This window comes from Ollibium composti (assembly GCF_004801285.1).
In the GTDB taxonomy this organism is placed as follows: domain Bacteria; phylum Pseudomonadota; class Alphaproteobacteria; order Rhizobiales; family Rhizobiaceae; genus Mesorhizobium; species Mesorhizobium composti.
Genome location: NZ_SSNY01000005.1, coordinates 200558 through 220293, shown reverse-complemented (window position 1 = coordinate 220293; position 19736 = coordinate 200558). Strand labels below are relative to the sequence as shown.

General features: G+C 66.2%; 21 protein-coding genes. 12 read left to right on the top strand and 9 right to left on the bottom strand.

What is annotated here, in order from left to right; genetic code table 11:
- Positions 1–5: 5 nt before the first annotated feature.
- Together E6C48_RS10910 and E6C48_RS10905 are read left to right on the top strand one after the other, a co-directional pair.
- Positions 6–320, top strand: coding sequence for a DUF167 family protein (locus tag E6C48_RS10910; protein ID WP_136357033.1), 315 nt, complete (start codon positions 6–8; stop codon positions 318–320).
- 151 nt (positions 321–471) lie between these two features.
- Positions 472–1068, top strand: coding sequence for a hypothetical protein (locus tag E6C48_RS10905; protein WP_136357031.1), 597 nt, complete (start codon positions 472–474; stop codon positions 1066–1068).
- 34 nt (positions 1069–1102) lie between these two features.
- Here the strand turns inward: E6C48_RS10905 and ppa are convergent, their stop codons facing one another.
- The 5 genes from ppa to E6C48_RS10880 form a co-directional block, all read right to left on the bottom strand.
- Complete coding sequence (gene ppa, locus E6C48_RS10900) at positions 1103–1633, bottom strand: inorganic diphosphatase (RefSeq protein WP_136357029.1); 531 nt, start codon at positions 1631–1633, stop codon at positions 1103–1105.
- Between the two features lie 176 nt (positions 1634–1809).
- Positions 1810–2316, bottom strand: a complete 507-nt coding sequence (locus E6C48_RS10895; protein ID WP_136357027.1) for a GNAT family N-acetyltransferase — start codon at positions 2314–2316, stop codon at positions 1810–1812.
- 114 nt (positions 2317–2430) lie between these two features.
- Entirely contained in the window at positions 2431–3069 is a 639-nt protein-coding gene (locus tag E6C48_RS10890; RefSeq protein ID WP_136357025.1) for a TPM domain-containing protein, read from the bottom strand.
- Between the two features lie 3 nt (positions 3070–3072).
- Entirely contained in the window at positions 3073–4053 is a 981-nt protein-coding gene (locus tag E6C48_RS10885) for a TPM domain-containing protein (RefSeq protein ID WP_136357216.1), read from the bottom strand.
- A gap of 12 nt (positions 4054–4065) precedes the next feature.
- Entirely contained in the window at positions 4066–4740 is a 675-nt protein-coding gene (locus E6C48_RS10880) for a LemA family protein (RefSeq protein WP_136357023.1), read from the bottom strand.
- 152 nt (positions 4741–4892) lie between these two features.
- Between E6C48_RS10880 and E6C48_RS10875 the strand changes: the two genes are divergently transcribed.
- From E6C48_RS10875 to E6C48_RS10855, 5 genes are all read left to right on the top strand, one after another.
- Complete coding sequence (locus E6C48_RS10875; protein ID WP_136357021.1) at positions 4893–5147, top strand: hypothetical protein; 255 nt, start codon at positions 4893–4895, stop codon at positions 5145–5147.
- Between the two features lie 6 nt (positions 5148–5153).
- Positions 5154–6041, top strand: coding sequence for a pyridoxal kinase PdxY (gene pdxY / locus E6C48_RS10870; protein WP_136357019.1), 888 nt, complete (start codon positions 5154–5156; stop codon positions 6039–6041).
- On the top strand, positions 6038–6811 hold the full coding sequence (locus E6C48_RS10865; RefSeq protein ID WP_136357017.1) for a DUF429 domain-containing protein: 774 nt from the start codon (positions 6038–6040) through the stop codon (positions 6809–6811). The genes pdxY and E6C48_RS10865 overlap by 4 nt, the downstream gene beginning before the upstream one ends.
- A 106-nt stretch (positions 6812–6917) precedes the next feature.
- Positions 6918–7565: a carbonic anhydrase gene (locus tag E6C48_RS10860; protein ID WP_136357015.1), complete on the top strand. Its 648-nt coding sequence runs from the start codon at positions 6918–6920 to the stop codon at positions 7563–7565.
- An 87-nt stretch (positions 7566–7652) separates the two neighbouring features.
- Positions 7653–9701, top strand: a complete 2049-nt coding sequence (locus tag E6C48_RS10855; RefSeq protein ID WP_136357013.1) for a M3 family metallopeptidase — start codon at positions 7653–7655, stop codon at positions 9699–9701.
- A 171-nt stretch (positions 9702–9872) separates the two neighbouring features.
- Here E6C48_RS10855 and E6C48_RS10850 read toward each other — a convergent pair whose 3' ends face one another.
- Positions 9873–10487, bottom strand: coding sequence for a TetR/AcrR family transcriptional regulator (locus E6C48_RS10850; protein WP_136357011.1), 615 nt, complete (start codon positions 10485–10487; stop codon positions 9873–9875).
- 77 nt (positions 10488–10564) lie between these two features.
- Here E6C48_RS10850 and E6C48_RS10845 point away from each other — a divergent pair, with 77 nt between their 5' ends.
- Positions 10565–11857 carry an MFS transporter gene (locus tag E6C48_RS10845; protein WP_136357009.1) on the top strand — a complete coding sequence of 431 codons (1293 nt, stop codon included), beginning with the start codon at positions 10565–10567 and terminating at the stop codon, positions 11855–11857.
- Between the two features lie 12 nt (positions 11858–11869).
- Here the strand turns inward: E6C48_RS10845 and E6C48_RS10840 are convergent, their stop codons facing one another.
- Entirely contained in the window at positions 11870–12727 is an 858-nt protein-coding gene (locus tag E6C48_RS10840; protein WP_136357007.1) for a DMT family transporter, read from the bottom strand.
- A 121-nt stretch (positions 12728–12848) separates the two neighbouring features.
- Between E6C48_RS10840 and E6C48_RS10835 the strand changes: the two genes are divergently transcribed.
- Together E6C48_RS10835 and E6C48_RS10830 are read left to right on the top strand one after the other, a co-directional pair.
- A complete protein-coding gene (locus E6C48_RS10835; protein WP_136357005.1) occupies positions 12849–14240 on the top strand; it encodes an aminotransferase-like domain-containing protein in 1392 nt (463 codons plus the stop codon).
- Between the two features lie 819 nt (positions 14241–15059).
- Positions 15060–15302, top strand: coding sequence for an excalibur calcium-binding domain-containing protein (locus E6C48_RS10830; RefSeq protein ID WP_136357002.1), 243 nt, complete (start codon positions 15060–15062; stop codon positions 15300–15302).
- Between the two features lie 16 nt (positions 15303–15318).
- Here E6C48_RS10830 and E6C48_RS10825 read toward each other — a convergent pair whose 3' ends face one another.
- Together E6C48_RS10825 and acs are read right to left on the bottom strand one after the other, a co-directional pair.
- Entirely contained in the window at positions 15319–16059 is a 741-nt protein-coding gene (locus E6C48_RS10825; protein WP_136357000.1) for an MOSC domain-containing protein, read from the bottom strand.
- A 19-nt stretch (positions 16060–16078) separates the two neighbouring features.
- Positions 16079–18034 (bottom strand): acetate--CoA ligase, encoded by a 1956-nt coding sequence (gene acs / locus E6C48_RS10820; RefSeq protein WP_136356998.1) that lies wholly within the window; start codon positions 18032–18034, stop codon positions 16079–16081.
- Between the two features lie 230 nt (positions 18035–18264).
- Between acs and E6C48_RS10815 the strand changes: the two genes are divergently transcribed.
- Together E6C48_RS10815 and E6C48_RS10810 are read left to right on the top strand one after the other, a co-directional pair.
- Entirely contained in the window at positions 18265–18537 is a 273-nt protein-coding gene (locus E6C48_RS10815) for an usg protein (RefSeq protein WP_136356996.1), read from the top strand.
- A 94-nt stretch (positions 18538–18631) separates the two neighbouring features.
- Positions 18632–19735, top strand: coding sequence for a DUF2235 domain-containing protein (locus E6C48_RS10810; RefSeq protein WP_136356994.1), 1104 nt, complete (start codon positions 18632–18634; stop codon positions 19733–19735).
- The last annotated feature ends 1 nt before the right edge of the window (position 19736 follow it).

Below are 19736 nucleotides of genomic sequence, written 5' to 3'. Positions count from 1 at the left end.
TCGTCATGAGCGGGCCGGTCAGGCCGCGTGACGACGGCATCGACGTGTTCGTGCGGCTGACGCCGAAATCCTCGACGGACGCGCTGGAAGGGGCGGCGGAAGCGGCCGACGGCAGCACCCATCTCAAGGTGCGCGTGCGCGCCGTGCCGGAAAAAGGCGCAGCCAATGCGGCGTTGGAAAAACTCCTGGCTAAGGCGCTCGGCGTCCCCCTCTCCACCGTCAAGGTCGTCACCGGCGGCACCTCACGGCTGAAGACGGTCCGCATAACCGGCGATGCCGCTACCCTCGCTCACGCTGTCGGGCGGTTGACGCTCGGCTAGAGCAATTGCAGCCGGACGGACCGTCCGGCGTCGCACAAATGCGCTAAAACAAAGAGATAGATCGTTACGCCGTTTCCATGAAACGGTGAACCGATCTAGCTGGCCACCGCCTTCGGCGATAGACTGGACGCGTCCGAAACGGAGACATTCCATGCGCGCCCTTCTCGCCGTCGCTGCCGTTGTCGCCTGCGCCGCCGTCCGTCCCGCCTTCGCCGGCGAGATTTCCAGCGCCTACACCGATCTCGACTGGAAGGCCGATTGCGTCACGTATGGACAGGCTGCGGAGGGCGAAGGCGACTGGGCCGATCTCGCCTGCTCCGGCTACCGTGGCTATCCGGTGCTGATCGCCTATGACGATGCGCGCGAGTCGATCTATTACGGCTTTCCCGCCGCCGACATGACCGGCGTCTGGGAGAGCTTCGTCGCTTTCAACGAATCGGCCGGCAAGGTGGAATGGCGCCTTGAGACGGAAGGGGACGTCGCTGTTCCCTTTGCCGCCATCCATCGCCGCTCGGTCACAAGCAGCGACGACGGAACGACGAAGACGGATGTGCTCGTCGTCTCCAGGGTCGGTCAGCCGGGCGGCGGGCCCGGCTGCACGGTCGGCCTCGTCGCCGTGGAAGGCAATCCGAAAGCCAACGAGGAAGCCCGCAAGATCGCCGACGAGAAAGCGAAGGCTTTTCAGTGCGGCAACGACCAGCGCGTGACCAGCGGCGCCGTGCCCGCCTTCGGCCGCGTCGACAACTGACGGTGACGCGGCTGGGCCAGAGGACGGTCTGGGCCTATTTGCCCTTGGCGCGCTCGATCGCCTCGACGATCATCTTCCTGGCATGGGCGGCGTCGTGCCAGCCGCCGATCTTGACCCATTTGCCGGGCTCCAGATCCTTGTAGTGCTCGAAGAAATGCGCCACCTGGTCGAGCGTGATCTGCGGCAGGTCGGTGTAGTCGAGCACGCCTTCGTAGCGCTTGGTGATGTGCGGCGAGGGCACGGCGATCACCTTCTCGTCCTGGCCGGCATTGTCTTCCATGATCAGCACACCGATCGGCCGCACGTTGATGACGCAACCGGGCACCAGTTCGCGCGTGTTGCACACCAGCACGTCGATCGGATCGCCGTCGCCCGACAGCGTGTGCGGCACGAAACCGTAATTGCCGGGATAGCGCATCGAAGTATGCAGGAAGCGGTCGACGAACAGCGCGCCGGCCTGCTTGTCCATCTCGTACTTGATCGGCTGGCCGCCGATCGGCACCTCGATGATGACGTTGACATCCTCGGGCGGGTTGTTGCCGGTGGCTATGGCGTCGATGCGCATGGCTGTCTCCTTTTGTCGGCCTCACCGATAGAGGCACGCGCGAAGCTGTGCAATGCGACGAATCGGGTAGAAACGGGCAATTTCCGGAGCAGGACCCAAACTCTCGTCCGAAATCGCGGGAAACGAGGAACCGGGCGTCTACGCTCGGCAAGCGGCAAGGCTTCCGGCCGCGCCGTCTATTCCCAGACGAAGGCGACCTTCTTCAACGCCTTGTGCTCGAACACCTCGACGCCTTCGGCGACATCGCGGCCGCCGGCACCGGCGTAGAAGGAAAGGGCGTTGTTGTTCTCCTCCAGCGCCCACACCACCATGCCTTTCAGGCCATGATCGGCGAGCGTGCGGCGCGCCGCCGAAAACAGCCGGCTGCCGAGCCCAATGCCCTGGTATTCGGGCAGCATGTAGAGTTCGTAGATTTCGCCTTCCTGGCTGAGTTCGCGGGCGCGGTTCTTGCCGATCGTTGCGTAGCCGGCGATGGCGCCGCCGATCTCCACCACCAGCACCGTCGCGGCGCGCCGGATGGCGTTCGCCCACCAGTCGGCGCCACGGCGGTTGATCATCGCCGTCAGCGCGCGATGCGGGATGATGCCCGCATAGGCGTTGCGCCAGGCTTCGAGATGCACTTCGGCGATCTCGGCCGCGTCACGCGGTTCTGCCTTGCGGATGTCGATGGTCAGCGTATTCATGATTTGTTAACCATAAACACGGCTGTCGCGATTGCAAGAACCGAAGCAGGCGCCGCGAGCGCCGTTCATCAATCGTGAAGACGGGCGGATCGGTAGCCTTCCGAAGCGGGGCGCTCAGATTTCGACCAGATGGTCGTCCAGTTCGTTGACGTCGCCCGGCGTCACAGGAAAATGCTCGGCCAGCACCGTTCCGACCACCTCGACCGCCTGCACGAAACCGTCCGCCAGCCGGTCGCGGGCGGCATGCCCGGTCAGGTCGCGCACCACGCCGTCCCACACATGCTGGCCGACGCGCGCATCGATGCCGGAATCGGCTAGCACGACGGCATAGCGCTCGGCCAGCGAGACGAAGATCAGCACGCCGGTCCGCGCCGCCGTGACATGCACGTTGCGGGCGAGGAACTGCCTGAGCGCATTGGCGTGCGCCGCCTTGTAGCGCAGCCGGCGCGGCACCAGATGGATGCGCAAGGCCGGCACGAGCCACAGCAGCGCCAGCATGGAGGCGCCGGCCAGCATCTGGGCAAGCACGAAATGCGGCAGGCGGATGCTGATCCACCAGTGCTCCAGCCCCCAGGCCACCGCCAGGCTGGCGATCAGCATGGCGATCAGGGCGGTGAATGCCGCCGGGAAGAAATAGCCGTCGCTGGCGCGCGCCACCACGCAATAGATCTCGCCGTCCGTCTTCGCCTCTGCGGCGCGGATGGCGGCGGTGACGCGGGCGTGTTCTTCTGCCGTGATCGGACGGGTCGCCATGTCTCACCAGCCTCCCGAAGCGCCGCCGCCGCCGGAGGAGCCTCCGCCGCCGGAAAACCCACCGCCGCCGGACGACCAGCCACCGCCGCCACCTGAAGACCATCCGCCGCCGCCCGAGGTCCACGAACCGCCGGAGGAGGACGAGCGCCGCCGCTGGTCGAAAGTCATGCCCAGCCAGCGATAGCGGCCGGGGCCGATCTTGGTGCCGAAGATCGGCGGCAGGATCGCCATCGCCATGCCGCCGAAGAAGATGGTCGCCCAGATGGCGAGGAAGATGAAGAAGATCACCGTATCGGGATCGATCGGGCTTTCCTGTTGGTTGCGTTTGCCGCGCGCCTCCAGTTCCTCGGGGTTGCCCTCCAGAACCATGACGAGGTCGTCGACAGCCTTGGAGATGCCGCCGGAATAATCGCCGGCGCGAAAGGCCGGCACGAGGTCATTCTCGATGATGAGCTTGGAATGCAGGTCGGTCAGCGTGCCTTCCAGCCCATAGCCGACCTCGATGCGCATCTTGCGGTCGTCGCGCGAGATCAGCAGGAGCACGCCGTTGTTCTCGCCCGCCTGGCCGAGCCCCCAAGCACGGAACAGTTTGTTGGCGTAGGATTCGATGTCATCGCCGCCAAGGCTCGGCACGGTGGCGACGACGATCTGGTCCGATCCCTTCTTCTCGAAGTCGGCGAGCTTCTCAGTCAGCGAGGCTTCCGTCGCCGCGTCGATCATGCCGGCATCGTCGACCACCCGGCCGGTGAGCTTCGGCAGTTCGGCGGCGAAGGCCGGAAAAATCAGGAAGAGGGCAAGCAGAAGCGCAAGAACCCCTCCCTCTCGAGGAGAGGGTGGCCGCGTAGCGGACGGGAGGGGTCGCCTCCACCACGCCAGCACAAAGAAGAACCTCCGGCACTGCCGAGGTGACCCCTCCCGCCTCGCTTCGCTCGGCACCCTCCCCTCAAGGGGGAGGGATCGCGACGCGCCGATCCTTGCGAACATCACGAACAGTCTTCAGCCGCCCTGCCCGCTGCCGCCGGTCGTCGTCCCGCCGCTGGTATTGCCGCCGCCGAAGTCCACCTTCGGCGGCTCCATCTTGTCCTCGGCCACGGTGAAGTTCTGGAACGGCTGGTTGGAGCGGAACCACAGGGTCGCCCACAGGACGGACGGGAACGTACGCAGCGTCAGATTGTAGTCCTTGACCGCCTGGATGTAGTCGCGGCGCGCCACCGCGATGCGGTTCTCGGTGCCTTCGAGCTGCGCCTGCAGGGCCAGGAAGTTCTGGTTGGCCTTGAGATCGGGATAGTTCTCGGTGATCGCCAGGAGCCGCGATAGCGCGCCGGTTAGCCCGGACTGGGCGTCCTGGAATTTCTTGAAGGCCTCCGGATCGGACAGCGTTTCCGGGCTCACCGTCACCTGCGTCGCCTTCGAGCGCGCCTCGACGACAGCCTCCAGCGTGCCCTTTTCGTGCGCGGCATAGCCCTTCACGGTTTCCACCAGGTTGGGGATCAGGTCGGCGCGGCGCTGGTACTGGTTCAACACTTCGCTCCAAGCCGCCTTGGCGTTCTCCTCGGCCGTGGGGATAGTGTTGTAGCCGCAGCCGGCGAGCAGCGGCAGCAGCGCCGCCATCACCAGGAAGGTGAGCAGGTTGCGCAGGGAAGGAAGCGGTGCAAGACGGTCTGCGTGCATCGAAAGGCCCTCATGGGATCGGATGCCGAAGCAATAGCACAAACCGCGGCCAAGGAAACGGCAGGTCGCGCGTGGCATGGCCGCAGCGCTTCGGCAGGCCCTGTGCAGGCTTGCCGCGACCGGCTAAGCTGGCCGCGAAAACGGGATCGACCATGGCTGGCAAGCAGAACGGCGACGGCGAGGCCGAATCGCAGCGCATATTGCGGCGTCTGGCCGCGGAGAGCGAGCCGGGCGGTACGTTCGTCGCCCGCATGACCGGCCGCGCCCGCGATCATCTGTCGGCGGCCGACGTCGATTCGTCCGACCGCATTGAGCAGATCGGCACCCGCATCGGCCGCTGGCTGGCCGCCGCCATCACCGTCGCCGTGCTGGTCGGCTTCGTCCTGTTCCTCATGCAGCGCGGTTAGACATCCATGGACGAGAGCATTCCAGGCGGCGGCGCACGCGCGGTCATCGTCGTTTCCAGCCATGTCGCCCGCGGCTCGGTGGGCAACCGCGCCGCCGTCTTCGCGCTGGAGACGCTCGGCTTCCCGGTCTGGGCGGTGCCCACCGTCATATTGCCCTGGCATCCCGGCCACGGCCGCGCCACAAGGATCGTTCCGCCGACGGAACAGTTTTCGGCGCTGTTGGCCGACCTGGCCCGCGCGCCCTGGCTGGGCGAGGTTGGCGCCGTTCTGTCGGGCTACCTCGGCGAAGCGGGACAGGCCGAGGCCATCGCCGATCTCGTCAAGGCCGTGAAGGCGAAGAACCCCGCCGCACTCTATGTCTGCGACCCGGTGATGGGCGATTCGGGCGGTCTCTACGTGCCTGAGGCGACGGCGGTGGCGCTGCGCGACCGGCTGATGCCGCTGGCCGACATCGCCACGCCGAACCGCTACGAACTGCAATGGATGGCAGCGGTTGCCCTCCCCGACATCCGCTCCACGATCGCCGCCGCGCTCGACGCCGGTCCGGCCACCATGCTGGTGACCTCGGCGCCGGCCATGATGGCGGGCGGTACCGGCAACATCCTGCTCGACGGCAACCAGGCGCTGATGGCCGAGCATCGCCTGATCGAGCGGCCACCTAATGGGCTGGGCGACCTGACCGCCGCCGTCTACCTGGCGCGCATCCTGTCCGGCCAGTTGCCGGCCAAGGCGCTGCAGACGACCACGGCCGCCGTCTACGAGATCCTCGCCCGCACCGCCAAGCGCGGCGGCGACGAGCTGCAGCTCGAAACGGATGCGCAGAGCCTGTCGCATCCCATGGCCATGGTGCAGCTGCGCCACCTGCTGCATCCGGGGCGGGACCGCCGCGCGTGAGCGCGGCCCGCGCCGCGACGCTTGCCGGCGTCGACGGCTGCAAGGCTGGCTGGATCGCCGTTTGCGCACTACCGGGCCAGACGCCGTCCGTTTGCGTCATGCCGAGCTTCGCGGCTCTTCTGCAATCGCTGCCCGAGGATGCCACCGTCGCCGTCGATATGCCGATCGGCCTGCCGGATTTCACGGCCAAAGGCGGGCGCGGACCGGAGGCTCTGGTGCGGCCGCTTCTGGGCGAACGTCAGTCCAGCGTCTTTTCCATCCCCTCGCGTGCCGCCGTCTACGCCGAGCCGGGGCCGTTCGCCGATGTCGAGGCCTGGTATGCGGCCCACCGGCGCGCCAGCGCGGTGGCGATGGCCACCTCCGATCCGCCACGCGGCGTTTCGATCCAGGCTTTCGGCATCTTCGCCAGGATTCGTGAGATCGACGCACTGCTGGTGGCGCAGTCGCGGTTGCGCGAACGTGTCTTCGAGAGTCACCCGGAAGTCGCCTTCTGGCGGCTGAACGGCGGACAGGCCATGCGCCTGCCCAAGAAGGTCAGGGGTGCGGTGAACCCCGCCGGCATGGAGGAGCGCAAAACGCTGCTTGCCCGCCATGGCTACGACCGCGCCTTTCTCGACCGGGCGCCGCCGCGCGGCGCGGCCGCCGACGACTTCCTCGACGCGGCGGCCATGCTCGTCATCGCAGGCCGGATCGCGCGCGGCGAGGCCCGTCCCTTCCCGGAGCCTCCCGGAACCGACCGCTTCGGCATTCCCGTGGCGATCTGGACCTGAAGCGCTGGCGATCGCCTGTAATTCGTCGTTGATCCGGGGCGTCGTTTCCCGCTACAGCCTTTGGCGACAGGATCATGATCCCTGCCAGAAAGGTTTCATATCTCCGATGCCCCTGCTTCCCGATCACCTCATCGCCGGCTACCGCAACTTCATCACCGGCCGCTATGTCAGCGAAAGCGATCACTACCGTTCGCTGGCGCGAGAAGGGCAGGCCCCGGAGACGATGATCATCGCCTGCTGCGATTCGCGCACCGCGCCGGAAACCGTGTTCGATGCCGGGCCGGGTGAACTGTTCGTGCTGCGCAACGTCGCCAACCTCATTCCGCCCTATGAGCCGGACGGCGAATACCACTCCACCTCGGCGGCGCTGGAATTCGCCGTGCAGAGCCTGAAGGTGAAGAACATCGTCGTCATGGGCCATGGCCGCTGCGGCGGCATCAAGGCGGCGCTGAGCCACAACAGCGCGGTGCCGCTGTCGCCCGGCGATTTCATCGGCAAGTGGATGAGCCTGATCTCGCCGGCCGCCGATACGGTCGCCGCCTCGACCATGATGACCACGGGAGAGCGGGCGACGGCGCTGGAACGCATCTCGATCCGCTATTCGATCGCCAACCTGCGCACCTTCCCCTGCATCAAGATCCTCGAGGACAAAGGCAAGCTCGCCTTGCACGGCGCCTGGTTCGACGTTTCGACCGGCGAACTGTGGGCGATGAACAAGGCGACCGGCGACTTCGAAAGGCCGGAGATCGGCTGAGGCGGGCGCACGGTTGCGCCGCCTGCCCCATCATCCTACATCGGCCATGGTCCCCCTTCTCCGCAACCATCCCGGAAAGTCCCCGCCATGTCCGACAAGCTCGACCTCGCCGCCCATCCGCTGACGCACTGGACGGGGCCGCTCGGCCTGCCTGACTTCACCCGTACCGGCGACGGCGATTTCGCCCTCGTCTTCGATGCGGCGCTCAAGGCGCACGAGGCCGAGATCGCGGCGATCGCCGACAATTCCGAGGCGCCGACCGTCGCCAACACGCTGGCCGCGCTGGAACTGTCGGGCCAGGCGCTCGACCGCGTGTCCTCGATCTTCTGGTGCAAGGCCGGCGCCAACACCAACGACACCCTCCAGGCGCTGGAGCGCGAGGTGTCGCCGAAGATGGCGCGGCATTTCTCCGCCATCTCGATGAACGAAAAACTGTTTGCCCGCATCGACGATCTTTACCAGCGCCGCGAAAAACTCGGCCTCGATGCCGAGACGCTGCGCGTGCTGGAAAAGACCTGGAAAGGGTTCGTCCGTTCCGGTGCGAAACTCGACGCCGCCGGCAAGAAGCGGCTCGCTTCGATCAACGAGGAACTCTCGTCGCTGGGCACGAAATTCGGCCAGAACGTACTGGCCGACGAGCGCGACTGGGCGCTGTTCCTCGACGCCCCTGACCTTGCCGGCCTGCCGGATTTCCTCAAGAGCGCCATGGCAGAGGCCGCCGAAATGCGCGGCCAGAAGGGCCGCTACGCCGTCACCCTGTCGCGCTCGATCTACGAGCCCTTCACCACCTTCTCCGAGCGGCGCGACCTGCGCGAAACCGCCTGGCGTGCCTTCACCATGCGCGGCCAGAACGGCGGCGCCTCCGACAACACGGCGGTGGTGCGGGATATGCTGGCATTGCGGTCCGAGAAGGCAAAACTGCTCGGCTATGACAGTTTCGCGGCGCTGAAGCTCGACGACACCATGGCCAAGACGCCGAAGGCCGTGCACGGCCTGCTTGATCCGGTGTGGCACAAGGCGCTGGAAAAGGCGGCAGCCGACCAGACCGAAATGGAGCGGCTGGCCATCGCGGCCGGCAGCAACGAGAAATTCGCCGCCTGGGACTGGCGCTTCTGGCAGGAGAAACTGCGCGCCGAAAAATTCGCCTTCGACGAGGCGGAACTGAAACCCTACCTGCAACTCGACAACGTCATTGCCGCCTGCTTCGATGTGGCGACGCGGCTGTTCGGCATCACCTTCGAGGAAAAGAAGGGGATCGCCGCCTGGCATGACGACGTGCGCACCTTCGTGGTGAAGAATGCGGACGGTTCCGAGCGCGGCCTGTTCCTTGCCGACCATTTCGCCCGGCCGTCGAAGCGCTCGGGCGCCTGGATGAGCAGCCTGCAATCCGGCTACCGGCTGGGCGATGGCGCCGCGCCCGTCATCTACAACATCATGAACTTCGCCAAGCCGCCGGCCGGCGAGGCCGCCCTGCTTTCGGTGGACGAGGCGAAGACCCTGTTCCACGAATTCGGCCATGCGCTGCACGGCCTGCTCACCGATGTGACATGGCCCTCGGTTTCCGGCACCTCCGTCAGCCGCGATTTCGTCGAGCTGCCCTCGCAGCTCTACGAGCATTGGCTGACGGTGCCTGAGGTTCTGGAAAAGCACGCGCTGCATGTGGCGACCGGCAAGCCGATGCCGAAGGCGCTGCTCGACAAGATGCTGGCCGCCCGCACCTTCGGCGCCGGCTTCGCCACCGTCGAATTCACCGCGTCGGCACTGGTCGACATGGCCTATCACGCACGCGCGGAAGCGCCGGTCGAGCCGCTTCGTTTCGAAGCCGAAACGCTGGCGAAGCTGGAAATGCCCGACACCATCGCCATGCGCCACCGCACCCCGCATTTCGGCCACGTCTTTTCCGGCGACGGCTATTCGGCCGGCTACTATTCCTACATGTGGTCCGAGGTGCTCGACGCCGACGCCTTCTCCGCCTTCGAGGAAACGGGCGATGCCTTCAATCCCGCACTGGCGAAGAAGCTGAAGGACAACATCTACGCCGCCGGTGGCTCGAAGGACCCCGAAGAGCTTTACAAGGCATTTCGCGGCAAGATGCCGACGGCCGACGCGATGATGGAGAAGCGGGGGCTGGTGTAGGTTTGTTTGGTGCGTCCTTCGAGGCTCGCTCCGCTCGCACCTCAGGATGAGGAGCGTGTGGTGTTAGTCCCTCCGAAATAGCGTGACGTCTTGCCCTGCTGATTGCGCGATGTCAGCGCGGGCCTCCCTCATCCTGAGGTGCGAGCGGAGCGAGCCTCGAAGGACGCACCTTCAGTTCTTCACACTCGCCCCGATCAGCAAATCCGCATTCCGCGCGACCACCTTCGACGGCCCGCCGGGACCGAAGAGTTGCGCGGAAATGTAGGCGCCCTCGATCAGGAGCAGCAGTCCGTCGCCCAGCACGTCGGGATCGCGCGCGCCCATCTCGGCTGCCATGGCGCGCAGGCGCCGGCGCAGTTCCTTCTTGTTGTCCTCGCTGACGGTGCGGGCGGGATGGCCTTCTTCCGGGTATTCGACCGCCGCGTTGGTCATGCCGCAGCCGCGATAGCCCTTCTTCTGCGAGCGTTGCCCGACGCCCTCGAGGAAATCGACGATCTGGCGGCGCGCATCGCCGGGATGCCGTTTCACGGATTCGTCGAAACGGGCCCAGAAATCACGGTCGTATTGCCTGAGATAGGAGGCCGCCAACTCGTCCTTGGAGGGAAAGGACCGGTAGAGGCTGGGTTTCGTCACGCCGGCCTTGCGGACGATCTCGTCGACGCCGATGGCGCGGATGCCTTCGCGGTAGAACAGCTCGCGCGCCACGCCGAGGATCTTTTCAGCCGCCTTGGGGGCCGCCGCATGCGAATCGCTGATGTTCGCATCAATATTTTTGTCAGCAGACATTTCACCGCTCGCTTGACAATGTTACTGACCGGTACGTATGTCATGCGGTCAAAGATTGCAACGTACCGGTCAGTAACATGAACAGTGCCATCGCTCAATCCCGTCCCTTCGGCCAGCGCTACGCCTTCGTCGTCGTCGGCGTCATTTTCGTCAGCCTTTTGATCGCGGCGGGCCTGCGTTCGGCGCCGGCCGTCATGATGGTGCCGCTGGAGGAAAGCCTCGGCTGGCGCCGCGACGTCATCTCCTTCGGCGCCGCCACCGGCATCTTCCTCTACGGCCTCGCCGGCCCCTTCGCCGCCGCGCTGATGGAGCGCATCGGCCTGCGCCGCACGCTCGTCGGCGCCTTCGTGCTGATGTCGGGCTCGACCGCGCTGTCGCTGTTCATGACAGAGGCCTGGCAGTTCGTCGTCACCTGGGGCGTCTTTTCCGGCATCGGCTCGGGCGCGGTGGCGACCGTTCTAGGCGCCACCGTCGTCAACCGCTGGTTCAAAACCAATCGCGGCCTCATCATGGGCCTGATGTCGGCCTCCAGCGCCACCGGCCTGCTGGTCTTCCTGCCGCTGCTCGCCTCGCTGGCTCAGTCCGGCGGCTGGCGTCCGGTAGCGCTCGCCGTCTCCATCGCCACAGCTTGCCTGATCCCGCTGGTTTTCCTGCTGGTGCCGGAGCGGCCCTCTTCGATCGGCACGGTGCGCTTCGGCGCCGAGGCCGACGACGTGCCGCCGGTGTCGCCGGCATCGCAGGGCAATTTCATCGCCCACACGCTGGGCACCTTGAAGCGGGCGGCGACCACGCGGGTGTTCTGGTATCTGTTCGCCACCTTCTTCATCTGCGGCTTCACCACCAACGGGCTGGTCGGCACGCATCTGATCGCTTTCTGCAGCGACCAGGGCATCGGCGAGATCCAGGCTGCCGGCCTGTTGTCGCTGATGGGCATCTTCGACCTGATCGGCACCACCTTTTCCGGCTGGCTGACCGACCGCTTCGACCCCCGCAAGCTGCTCGGCGTCTATTATTCGATCCGTGGCCTTGCGCTGATCTACCTGCCGTTTTCCGGCTTCTCGGGCACGGCGCTGATCGTCTTCGCCGTCTTCTACGGGCTGGACTGGATCGCCACCGTGCCGCCGACGCTGCGGCTCACCAACGAAGCCTTCGGCGACCGCAGCGGCCCGATCGTCTTCGGCTGGATCGTCGCCGGTCACCAGGTGGGTGCGGCCGCAGCCGCCTATTTCGGCGGCGTCATGCGCGAGATGCAGGGCGACTACCAGCTCGCCTTCGTCATTGCCGGCATGACCGGCGTCATCGCCGCCTGCCTGGCGCTGCTCATCAACACCGACCGGCCGAGCTTCGATCCCGAACCGCAGACCGCGTAACGAGTCGGCATATCAGGCGTAGCGGCGGGCGAAGGCGACGCACACGACCACCACGGCGGTCGCCGCGATCATCGTCCAGGCGATCGGCTCGTGCAGCAAAAGGCCGGCCAGCAGAAGCCCGAAGAAGGGCTGCAATAGCTGCAGCTGGCCGACGCCGGCGATGCCGCCCAGCGCCAGGCCGCGATACCAGAAGACGAAGCCGATCAGCATCGAGAACACCGAGACATAGGCGAGGCCGAGCCAGGCCGGCACGCTTATCGCCTCCCATGTAGCCGGCAAGGTGGCGAGCATGATCGCCAGCATCACCGGCAGCGACAAGGCCAGCGCCCAGGAGATGACCTGCCAGCCGCCGAGACGCCGTGACAGTGTGGCCCCTTCGGCATAGCCGAGCCCGCACAGGAGGATCGCCGCCACCATCAGGAGATCACCTTCCAGCGAGCCGGAGCCACCACCTGACAGGGCGAAGCCGACGACGGTGGCGCTGCCGATGCCTGAAAACAGCCAGAAGGCCGGCTTCGGCCGCTCGCCGCCGCGCAGCACGCCGAAGATGGCTGTGGCGAGCGGCAGCAGGCCGACGAAGACGATGGAATGCGCCGCCGTGATGTGCTGGAGCGCCAGTGCCGTCAGCAACGGGAAGCCGACCACGACGCCGAGTGCCACCACGGCGAGCGGCACGATGTCCTGCCGCCGAGGCCATGTCTGGCGCAGCAGCAGAAGCAACAGCGCGCCGAGCGCCGTGGCGATCACCGCCCGCGCCGAAGTCAGGAACAGCGGCGAAAAGCCCTCCACCGCGACCCGTGTCGCCGGCAGCGAGCCGCTGAAGATCACCACGCCCAGCATGCCGCTGCCCCAACCGTCCGCCGTTCTCATCGTACCTCCCGCTCTGTCGGATTTCGCCTTAGAGCTAGCCGAGGGCCGCTGGCACGAACAGGGACGATGCGATACAATTCCGAAGAACTGTATTGGTTCGATCACCTGTACGGATTGAAACATGAACGACCAGACAGCGACACGCACCGGCGCGGTGATGGCGGCGATCCGCGCCCGGATCGCCGGCCGCGCGCTCGGTGCCGGCGACCGGCTGCCCTCGATTCGCCGTTTCGCCGCCACCATGGGCGTCTCGCCGGCGACGGTGGTCGAAGCCTACGACCGGCTCGCCGCCGAGGGGCTGATCCGCGCCCGGCGCGGTTCCGGCTTCTACGTCGCGGCAACCGCGCAGGTGCCGCTGGCGTTGGCGCAGACCGGCCCGTTGCTCGAGCGCGCCGTTGATCCGTTCTGGGTGTCGCGCCAGTCGCTCGATGCCGATCCCTCGATGCTGATGCCGGGTTGCGGCTGGCTGCCGGCCGACTGGATGCCGCATGAGGCGCTGCGCCGCGCCATGCGGACGCTGGCGCGCGCCGACGACCATATCCTCTCCGATTACGGCGCCACGCGCGGCTCGCCGGCATTGCGCCGGCTCCTGCTGTGGCGTCTTGCCGAGGACGGCATCGAAGCGTCTCCCGAGCAGATCATGCTGACGGCCTCCGGCACGCAGGCGGTCGACCTGATCTGCCGCTTCCTGCTTTCGCCGGGCGACACCGTGCTGGTGGACGACCCCTGCTACTTCAATTTCCGCGCCCTGCTGCGCGCGCATCAGGTCGAGCTTGCGAGCGTGCCCTATACGCCTTCCGGCCCGGATGTCGCCGCTTTCGAGGCGACCGTCGCCGAGCGGCGGCCGCGCCTCTACATCACCAATTGCGCCCTGCACAATCCGACGGGCGCAACGCTCTCGCCGCAGACCGCGCACCGCCTGCTCAACATCGCCGCCGCGAATAAGCTGACCATCGTCGAGGACGACATCTTCGCAGATTTCGAGCCCGAGCCCTCGCCGCGCCTGTCGGCGCTCGACGGGCTGGAGCGCGTTATCCGCATCGGTTCCTTTTCCAAGACGCTGTCTGCCTCGGTGCGCTGCGGCTACATCGCGGCACGGCGCGACTGGATCGACGGCCTGATCGACCTGCAGGTCGCCACCGCCTTCGGCGGTCCGAGCCCGGTCGCCGCCGAAATGATCGCCGGCATGCTGGCCGGCGGCTTCTATCGCAAGCATATGGAGGAGCTGCGCCGGCGGCTGGCGCGGGCACGGCGCGACGTCGCCGGGCGATTGCAAACTCTCGGCATCGAACCGTGGCTGATGCCGCGCGGCGGCTTCTACCTGTGGTGCCGCCTGCCGGGCGGGTTCGATGCCGCCGACCTTGCGCGCGCCGTTCTCGCCGACAAGGTCGTGCTGGCGCCGGGCAACGTCTTCAGCGTCTCGCAATCGGCGCCGGATTTCCTGCGCTTCAACGTCGCGCAGTCGGGCGATCCGCACATCATGGCCGCGCTCGCACGGGCGATGAAGCGGTAGACGCCAGCGCTGCCTTTCCAGTGCTTCGCCTGCCCGCGTGCCGTTCCGGCGCTTCGAACATCAACGTGCCGTTCCGGCACAGGGCGCGCTGTATCGCTTCAAGACGCTGACGGCCCGCTACCCACTCACACGTTCCATCGTGGCGAGGTTTTCGTAAAACGCGGATGCCGGCTGGCTGGCCGCTTACCGATCGTTCACCATATTGCGCAGCATGGTTCAATGAAACCAATAGGTTAACGACAGGTCCAGCTTCCGGCATCGTGTTTGGGCCGATACGGCCGGATTCCTGCATCGGGCCTTTCGAAAGGAACCTCATACCCACGCCGCGCCAACCCGGCGGCGTGTCCATTTCTACCAGGCAGCTTGCGGCACCGAACCGGATGCCGCTTTCCAGGCGATCGCCCGCATCATCAAGCGGCTGGCGCAGGCTTGGTAGAGCCCTCGTCCTCGGCGCCGGTTCGCCGGGATCTTGCGGTCCGTCCCGCGGCGATCGATCCGCGATCGCCGGCCGGCGCCCGAGGCGAGGGTAGAGAGGCGGGGGAGACAACGAAAAGGCCGCCGCTTCTTGCGAAGCCGGCGGCCTTCCCGTGTCTTTCGTCCAGTGCGCGGCCCGTGGCACGATCCCGATTGCCTGAGGCTTGGGATCAAGCGCCGCGCGTCACGCGCTTCAGCGGAGAGACTGCTCCCCGTGAAGGCGATCCGCCGGGACCACGCTCTGGAAAACGAAATCACTCGACATCGGATCACCTCCTTTCGATTGGTTGAACACACCCCTATGATGGGGTGCCAGAGCGTGATTTGCAAGGAGGGGCACCGCGCATGAAGCCGCCGCTGTCAGCGCGCCGGATCGCACTGGCGCTTTTGGTCATCGCCGTCGGTGCCGCGCAGCCGTCTGACGCCTTCGCCGCGAGCTGCAAGCAGGCCAGCACCTGCGAAGAGGCTGTTGTCATGTGGTGCGGCGGCTACAGCCGCGCCGACGGCGATGGTGACGGCATTCCTTGCGAAAACGTCTGCCATTCGCTGGAGCAGGTTCAGAAGATCAAGAAAGAGATCGGCTGCTGACTGGCGGTGGGGGGCCTCAGAGGAAGCGCAGCGTGTCGCCCTCGCGGATGCGTCCCGGCCGGTCGACGGTGCAATAGACGCCGATGTTGTGCCCGTTGTGGCGCACCAGCGTGCGCAGGATGCCCGGATCGTTGTCGAACCCGTCCTGGGCGATGACGGTGAAGCCGCAGCGCCGGCACGGTTCCGAAACGGTCAGTTCCAGATCGCCGATGGCGAGCCGGCGGCCGAGCCAGGCCGACTCGGGAAATTCGCCTTCCACCTCTGGCATGGCGACGAGGATGCTCGGGCGAAAGCGCCGCGGGTCCGGGTCGCCATCGGGATGCAATGCCTTGAGGCGAGCAAGAGACGCGGTCGTCAACAGATGCACGGGCGCCTTGCGGTAGCGTGGCGCGACGGTGGAGCCGTCGGCAAGCTGCGGCGCGGCGTCGGTGTAAGGCCGCACGGCGACCTCGAAGCCGAGGTAGTCGCCGATCTCCGCATCGCTCGCCGCGTCGGGTGCGGTCAGCCATTCGCCGTCGGGCGTCCTCACTTCCAGCCCGCCGCCCTCCGACAGCCGCGTACGGACGCGGGGAGCCCGGTCCCATTTCGCAGGATTCCGGTCGGGAGCGGCGACGATGCCGCTCGCGACGTCGAATAGCCCGTAGCCGCGGTCGCCTTCGGCCCCGTCGGGACCGAAGGAAAGAGCCTGCATCGGCTGTCCGGCGAGCGAACTCACCGGATAGCGCCACAGGCCGGCCACCTGTCCAAGATCGGTCATCGCAGCCAGCCGAATCGCCTCACGCCCGCTTGTTCTGCCGGTTGGCGATCAGGTCGTCGACGACGCTCGGATCGGCCAGCGTCGAGGTATCGCCCAGCGCGCCGAATTCGTCCTCGGCGATCTTGCGCAGGATGCGGCGCATGATCTTGGCCGAGCGCGTCTTCGGCAGGGCCGGCGCGAACTGGATCTTGTCGGGCGTGGCGATGGCGCCGATCTCCTTGCGCACATGGGCGATCAGGTCCTTGCGCAAGGCCTCGCTGCCCGTCTCGCCCTCGTTAAGCGTGACGTAGCAGTAGATGCCCTGCCCCTTGATGTCGTGCGGGTAGCCGACCACGGCAGCCTCAGACACCTTGTCGTGCGAGACCAGCGCCGATTCCACCTCGGCCGTGCCCATGCGATGGCCGGAGACGTTGATGACGTCGTCGACGCGGCCGGTGATCCAGTAGTAGCCGTCCTCGTCGCGGCGGCAGCCGTCGCCGGTGAAATACTTGCCCTTGTAGGTGGAGAAGTAGGTCTGGACGAAACGGTCATGATCGCCAAAGACCGTGCGCATCATGCCCGGCCACGGTTCCTTGATGCACAGGTTGCCGCTGCCCTCGCCCTCGATGGTCTTGCCGTCGCCGTCGACGATCTCCGGCACCACGCCGAAGAACGGCCTGGTCGCCGAGCCGGCCTTGAGGTCGGTCGCACCCGGCAGCGGCGTGATCAGGATGCCGCCGTTCTCGGTCTGCCACCAGGTATCGACGATCGGGCATTTCTTCTCGCCGACGACGTTGAAATACCACTCCCAGGCTTCCGGGTTGATCGGCTCGCCGACGGAGCCCAGCACGCGCAGGCTCTTGCGCGACGACTTCTTCACCCATTCCTCGCCGGCGCCCATCAGCGCGCGGATAGCGGTGGGCGCGGTGTAGAAGATGTTGACCTTGTGCTTGTCGACCACCTCCCAGAAGCGCGACGGCGTCGGATAGTTCGGCACGCCCTCGAACATCAGCGTCGTGGCGCCGTTGGCGAGCGGGCCGTAGAGGATATAGGAGTGGCCGGTCACCCAGCCGACATCGGCCGTGCACCAGTAGATGTCGCCGTCATGGTAGTCGAAGACATACTGGTGCGTCATCGACACATAGACGAGATAGCCGCCGGTGGTGTGCAGCACGCCCTTCGGCTTGCCGGTCGAACCGGAGGTGTAGAGGATGAACAGCGGGTCCTCCGCCTTCATCTTCTCGGGAGGGCAGGCGGGCTTCACCGAGGCCGCTTCCTCGTGCAGCCATACGTCGCGCCCTTGCACCCAGTTGATCTTGCCGCCGGTACGGCGCACCACGACGACCTTGTCGACCTTGACGCCGGCCTTGCCCGCGATCTCGATCGCCTTGTCGGTGTTGTCCTTCAGCGGGATGTGCTTGCCGGCACGCAGGCCCTCGTCGGCGGTGATGACGAAATTCGACTGGCAGCCTTCGATGCGGCCGGCCAGCGCATCCGGCGAGAAGCCGCCGAACACCACCGAATGGATGGCGCCGATGCGCGTGCAGGCGAACATCGCATAGGCCGCCTCCAGGATCATCGGCAGGTAGATGGTGACGCGGTCGCCCTTCTTGACGCCGTGCTTCTTCAGCACGTTGGCGAAGCGGCAGACCTGCTCGTGCAATTCGTTGTAGGTAACCTTCTTCTCGTCATAGGGGTTGTCGCCTTCCCAGATGATGGCGACCTGATTGCCGCGCTTCTTGAGATGCCGGTCGATGCAGTTGTAGGAGACGTTGGTCAGTCCGTCCTCGAACCACTTGATCGACACTTTGCCGGTGAAGGAGGCGTTCTTGACCTTGGTATAGGGCTTGAACCAGTCGATGCGCTTGCCGTGCTTGCCCCAGAACTTGTCCGGATTCTTTACGCTATCTGCGTACCACTTCAGATAGGTCTCATTGTCGATCAGCGCGTTCTTCTTCCACGCCGCCTGGACCTTGTGAACGTGAACCTCGGACATTTCCAGTATTCCTCCTCAATCAGCCGACCGCATGAGGCGGCCGCCGCAGCGGCGGGACCGCTGCGTTCGGTGGCATTATTAACAGTTCCGCCCCGAGGGCAATATTAGACGTTCGGTTTGCATGAGGCGTTGCGGCGCCCGACCGGCGATCCCATCTTGTTAGCCGACGATTAACCATCCCGGCGCACAGTTTTGACCGGGAGGAACGGCTCGAAGCTGACGAGGCAGCCATGCACGAGCATTCCGAGATGGACCTTTTGCTGAAAGGCTACGGCCTGACGACAGCGAAGATCCTCTATCACTATCCGGACCACCCCCACCTGCTGCAGACCTATGTCTGGCAGGACTACGACCTGGCGCCGAAATTCCCGGCGCTGTTCGCCTTCATCGATTTCTGGAAAACGAAGCTCGACGGTCCGCTGCATTCGGTCGTCTATTCGCACCAGCGGCTGATTTCGCCGAGCGAATGGCGCAAGATCGACGGCGAGTTCGTGCTGCACTGAACGGAGCTAGGTAACCAGAACCGGGGTGCTGTGAACGCGCCGCGCCTTCGGCTATGATGCTGCGAGCGACTGCGGGTGGAGCGGCGAGGCGGCGATGCCCGATAACTGGTGCCTGATCTTTTCCGACGGTACGGGCCAGCGCGGCGTGCGCAACGATGCCGGCGTACGCAACACCAACGTCTTCCAGATGTTCGCCGCGGCGGAAGGCAAGATCTATCTCGACGCCTTCTACGATCCCGGCCTCGGCGCGCCGGAGGAAGGGGAGAACGACTGGGGCCGCACCTTGCGCAACCTGTGGTCCAAGGCCACCGGCTGGGGCATCAGCGCTAACATCGCCGACTGCTACGAGGCGTTGATGCTGCGCTGGAGGCCGGGTGTGAAGATCGGCCTGTTCGGTTTCAGCCGCGGCGCCTATACGGTGCGCTGCCTGGGCGGCGTGCTGGCGACCTGCGGCATCGCCATGACGGATGGTGGCGCGCCGATCCCGGCCGACAAGGAGGGCGAAGGCGCCAAAAGGCGGCGCGCCATCGCCGAAGCCGCGGTGAGCGCCTACAAGATCCGCAACGAAAGCGAACGCAAGGCGGCGGGCAAGGCCTTCGCACGCAAATACGGCGCGGCGCCGGTGATGCCCGACGTGATCGGCGTCTTCGATACCGTCAAGGCGCTCGGCCTGCCCGGCGTCATGGACCTGGTCAACCCCTGGCGGCACCAGTTCCACGACAACGAACTGTCGGTGCGCGTTCCGGTCGGCCTGCAGGCGCTGTCGATCGACGAGGACCGCAAGGCTTTCCTGCCGGTGCCATGGGCCGATGTCGATGCGGAGGGCCGGGCCGCCGGGCAGGTCATCGAGCAGGTCTGGTTTCCCGGCGTCCATTCCGATGTCGGCGGCGGCTATCAGGACGACTGGCTGCTGGCCGACCTCGCGCTCGACTGGATGCTGTCGCGGCTGCGCGACGTGGCGCGCCTGCACATTCCGCTGACCGTCACCATGCGCGACAACCTGCTCGGCCGCCAGCACGACGAACGCACCGGCCTCGGCATCTTCTGGCTGCCGGTCGAGCGCAGCGTCCGCGGCGAGAGCGTCGATATCGATCCGCTCTGCCGCAAGATCGAGGACCGCTTCGAGCACTACGCGCCGCCCTACCGGCCGGTGCCGCTCAGGCGCCATCCGCGTGTAAAGCGCTTCTATCGCTCTTAAG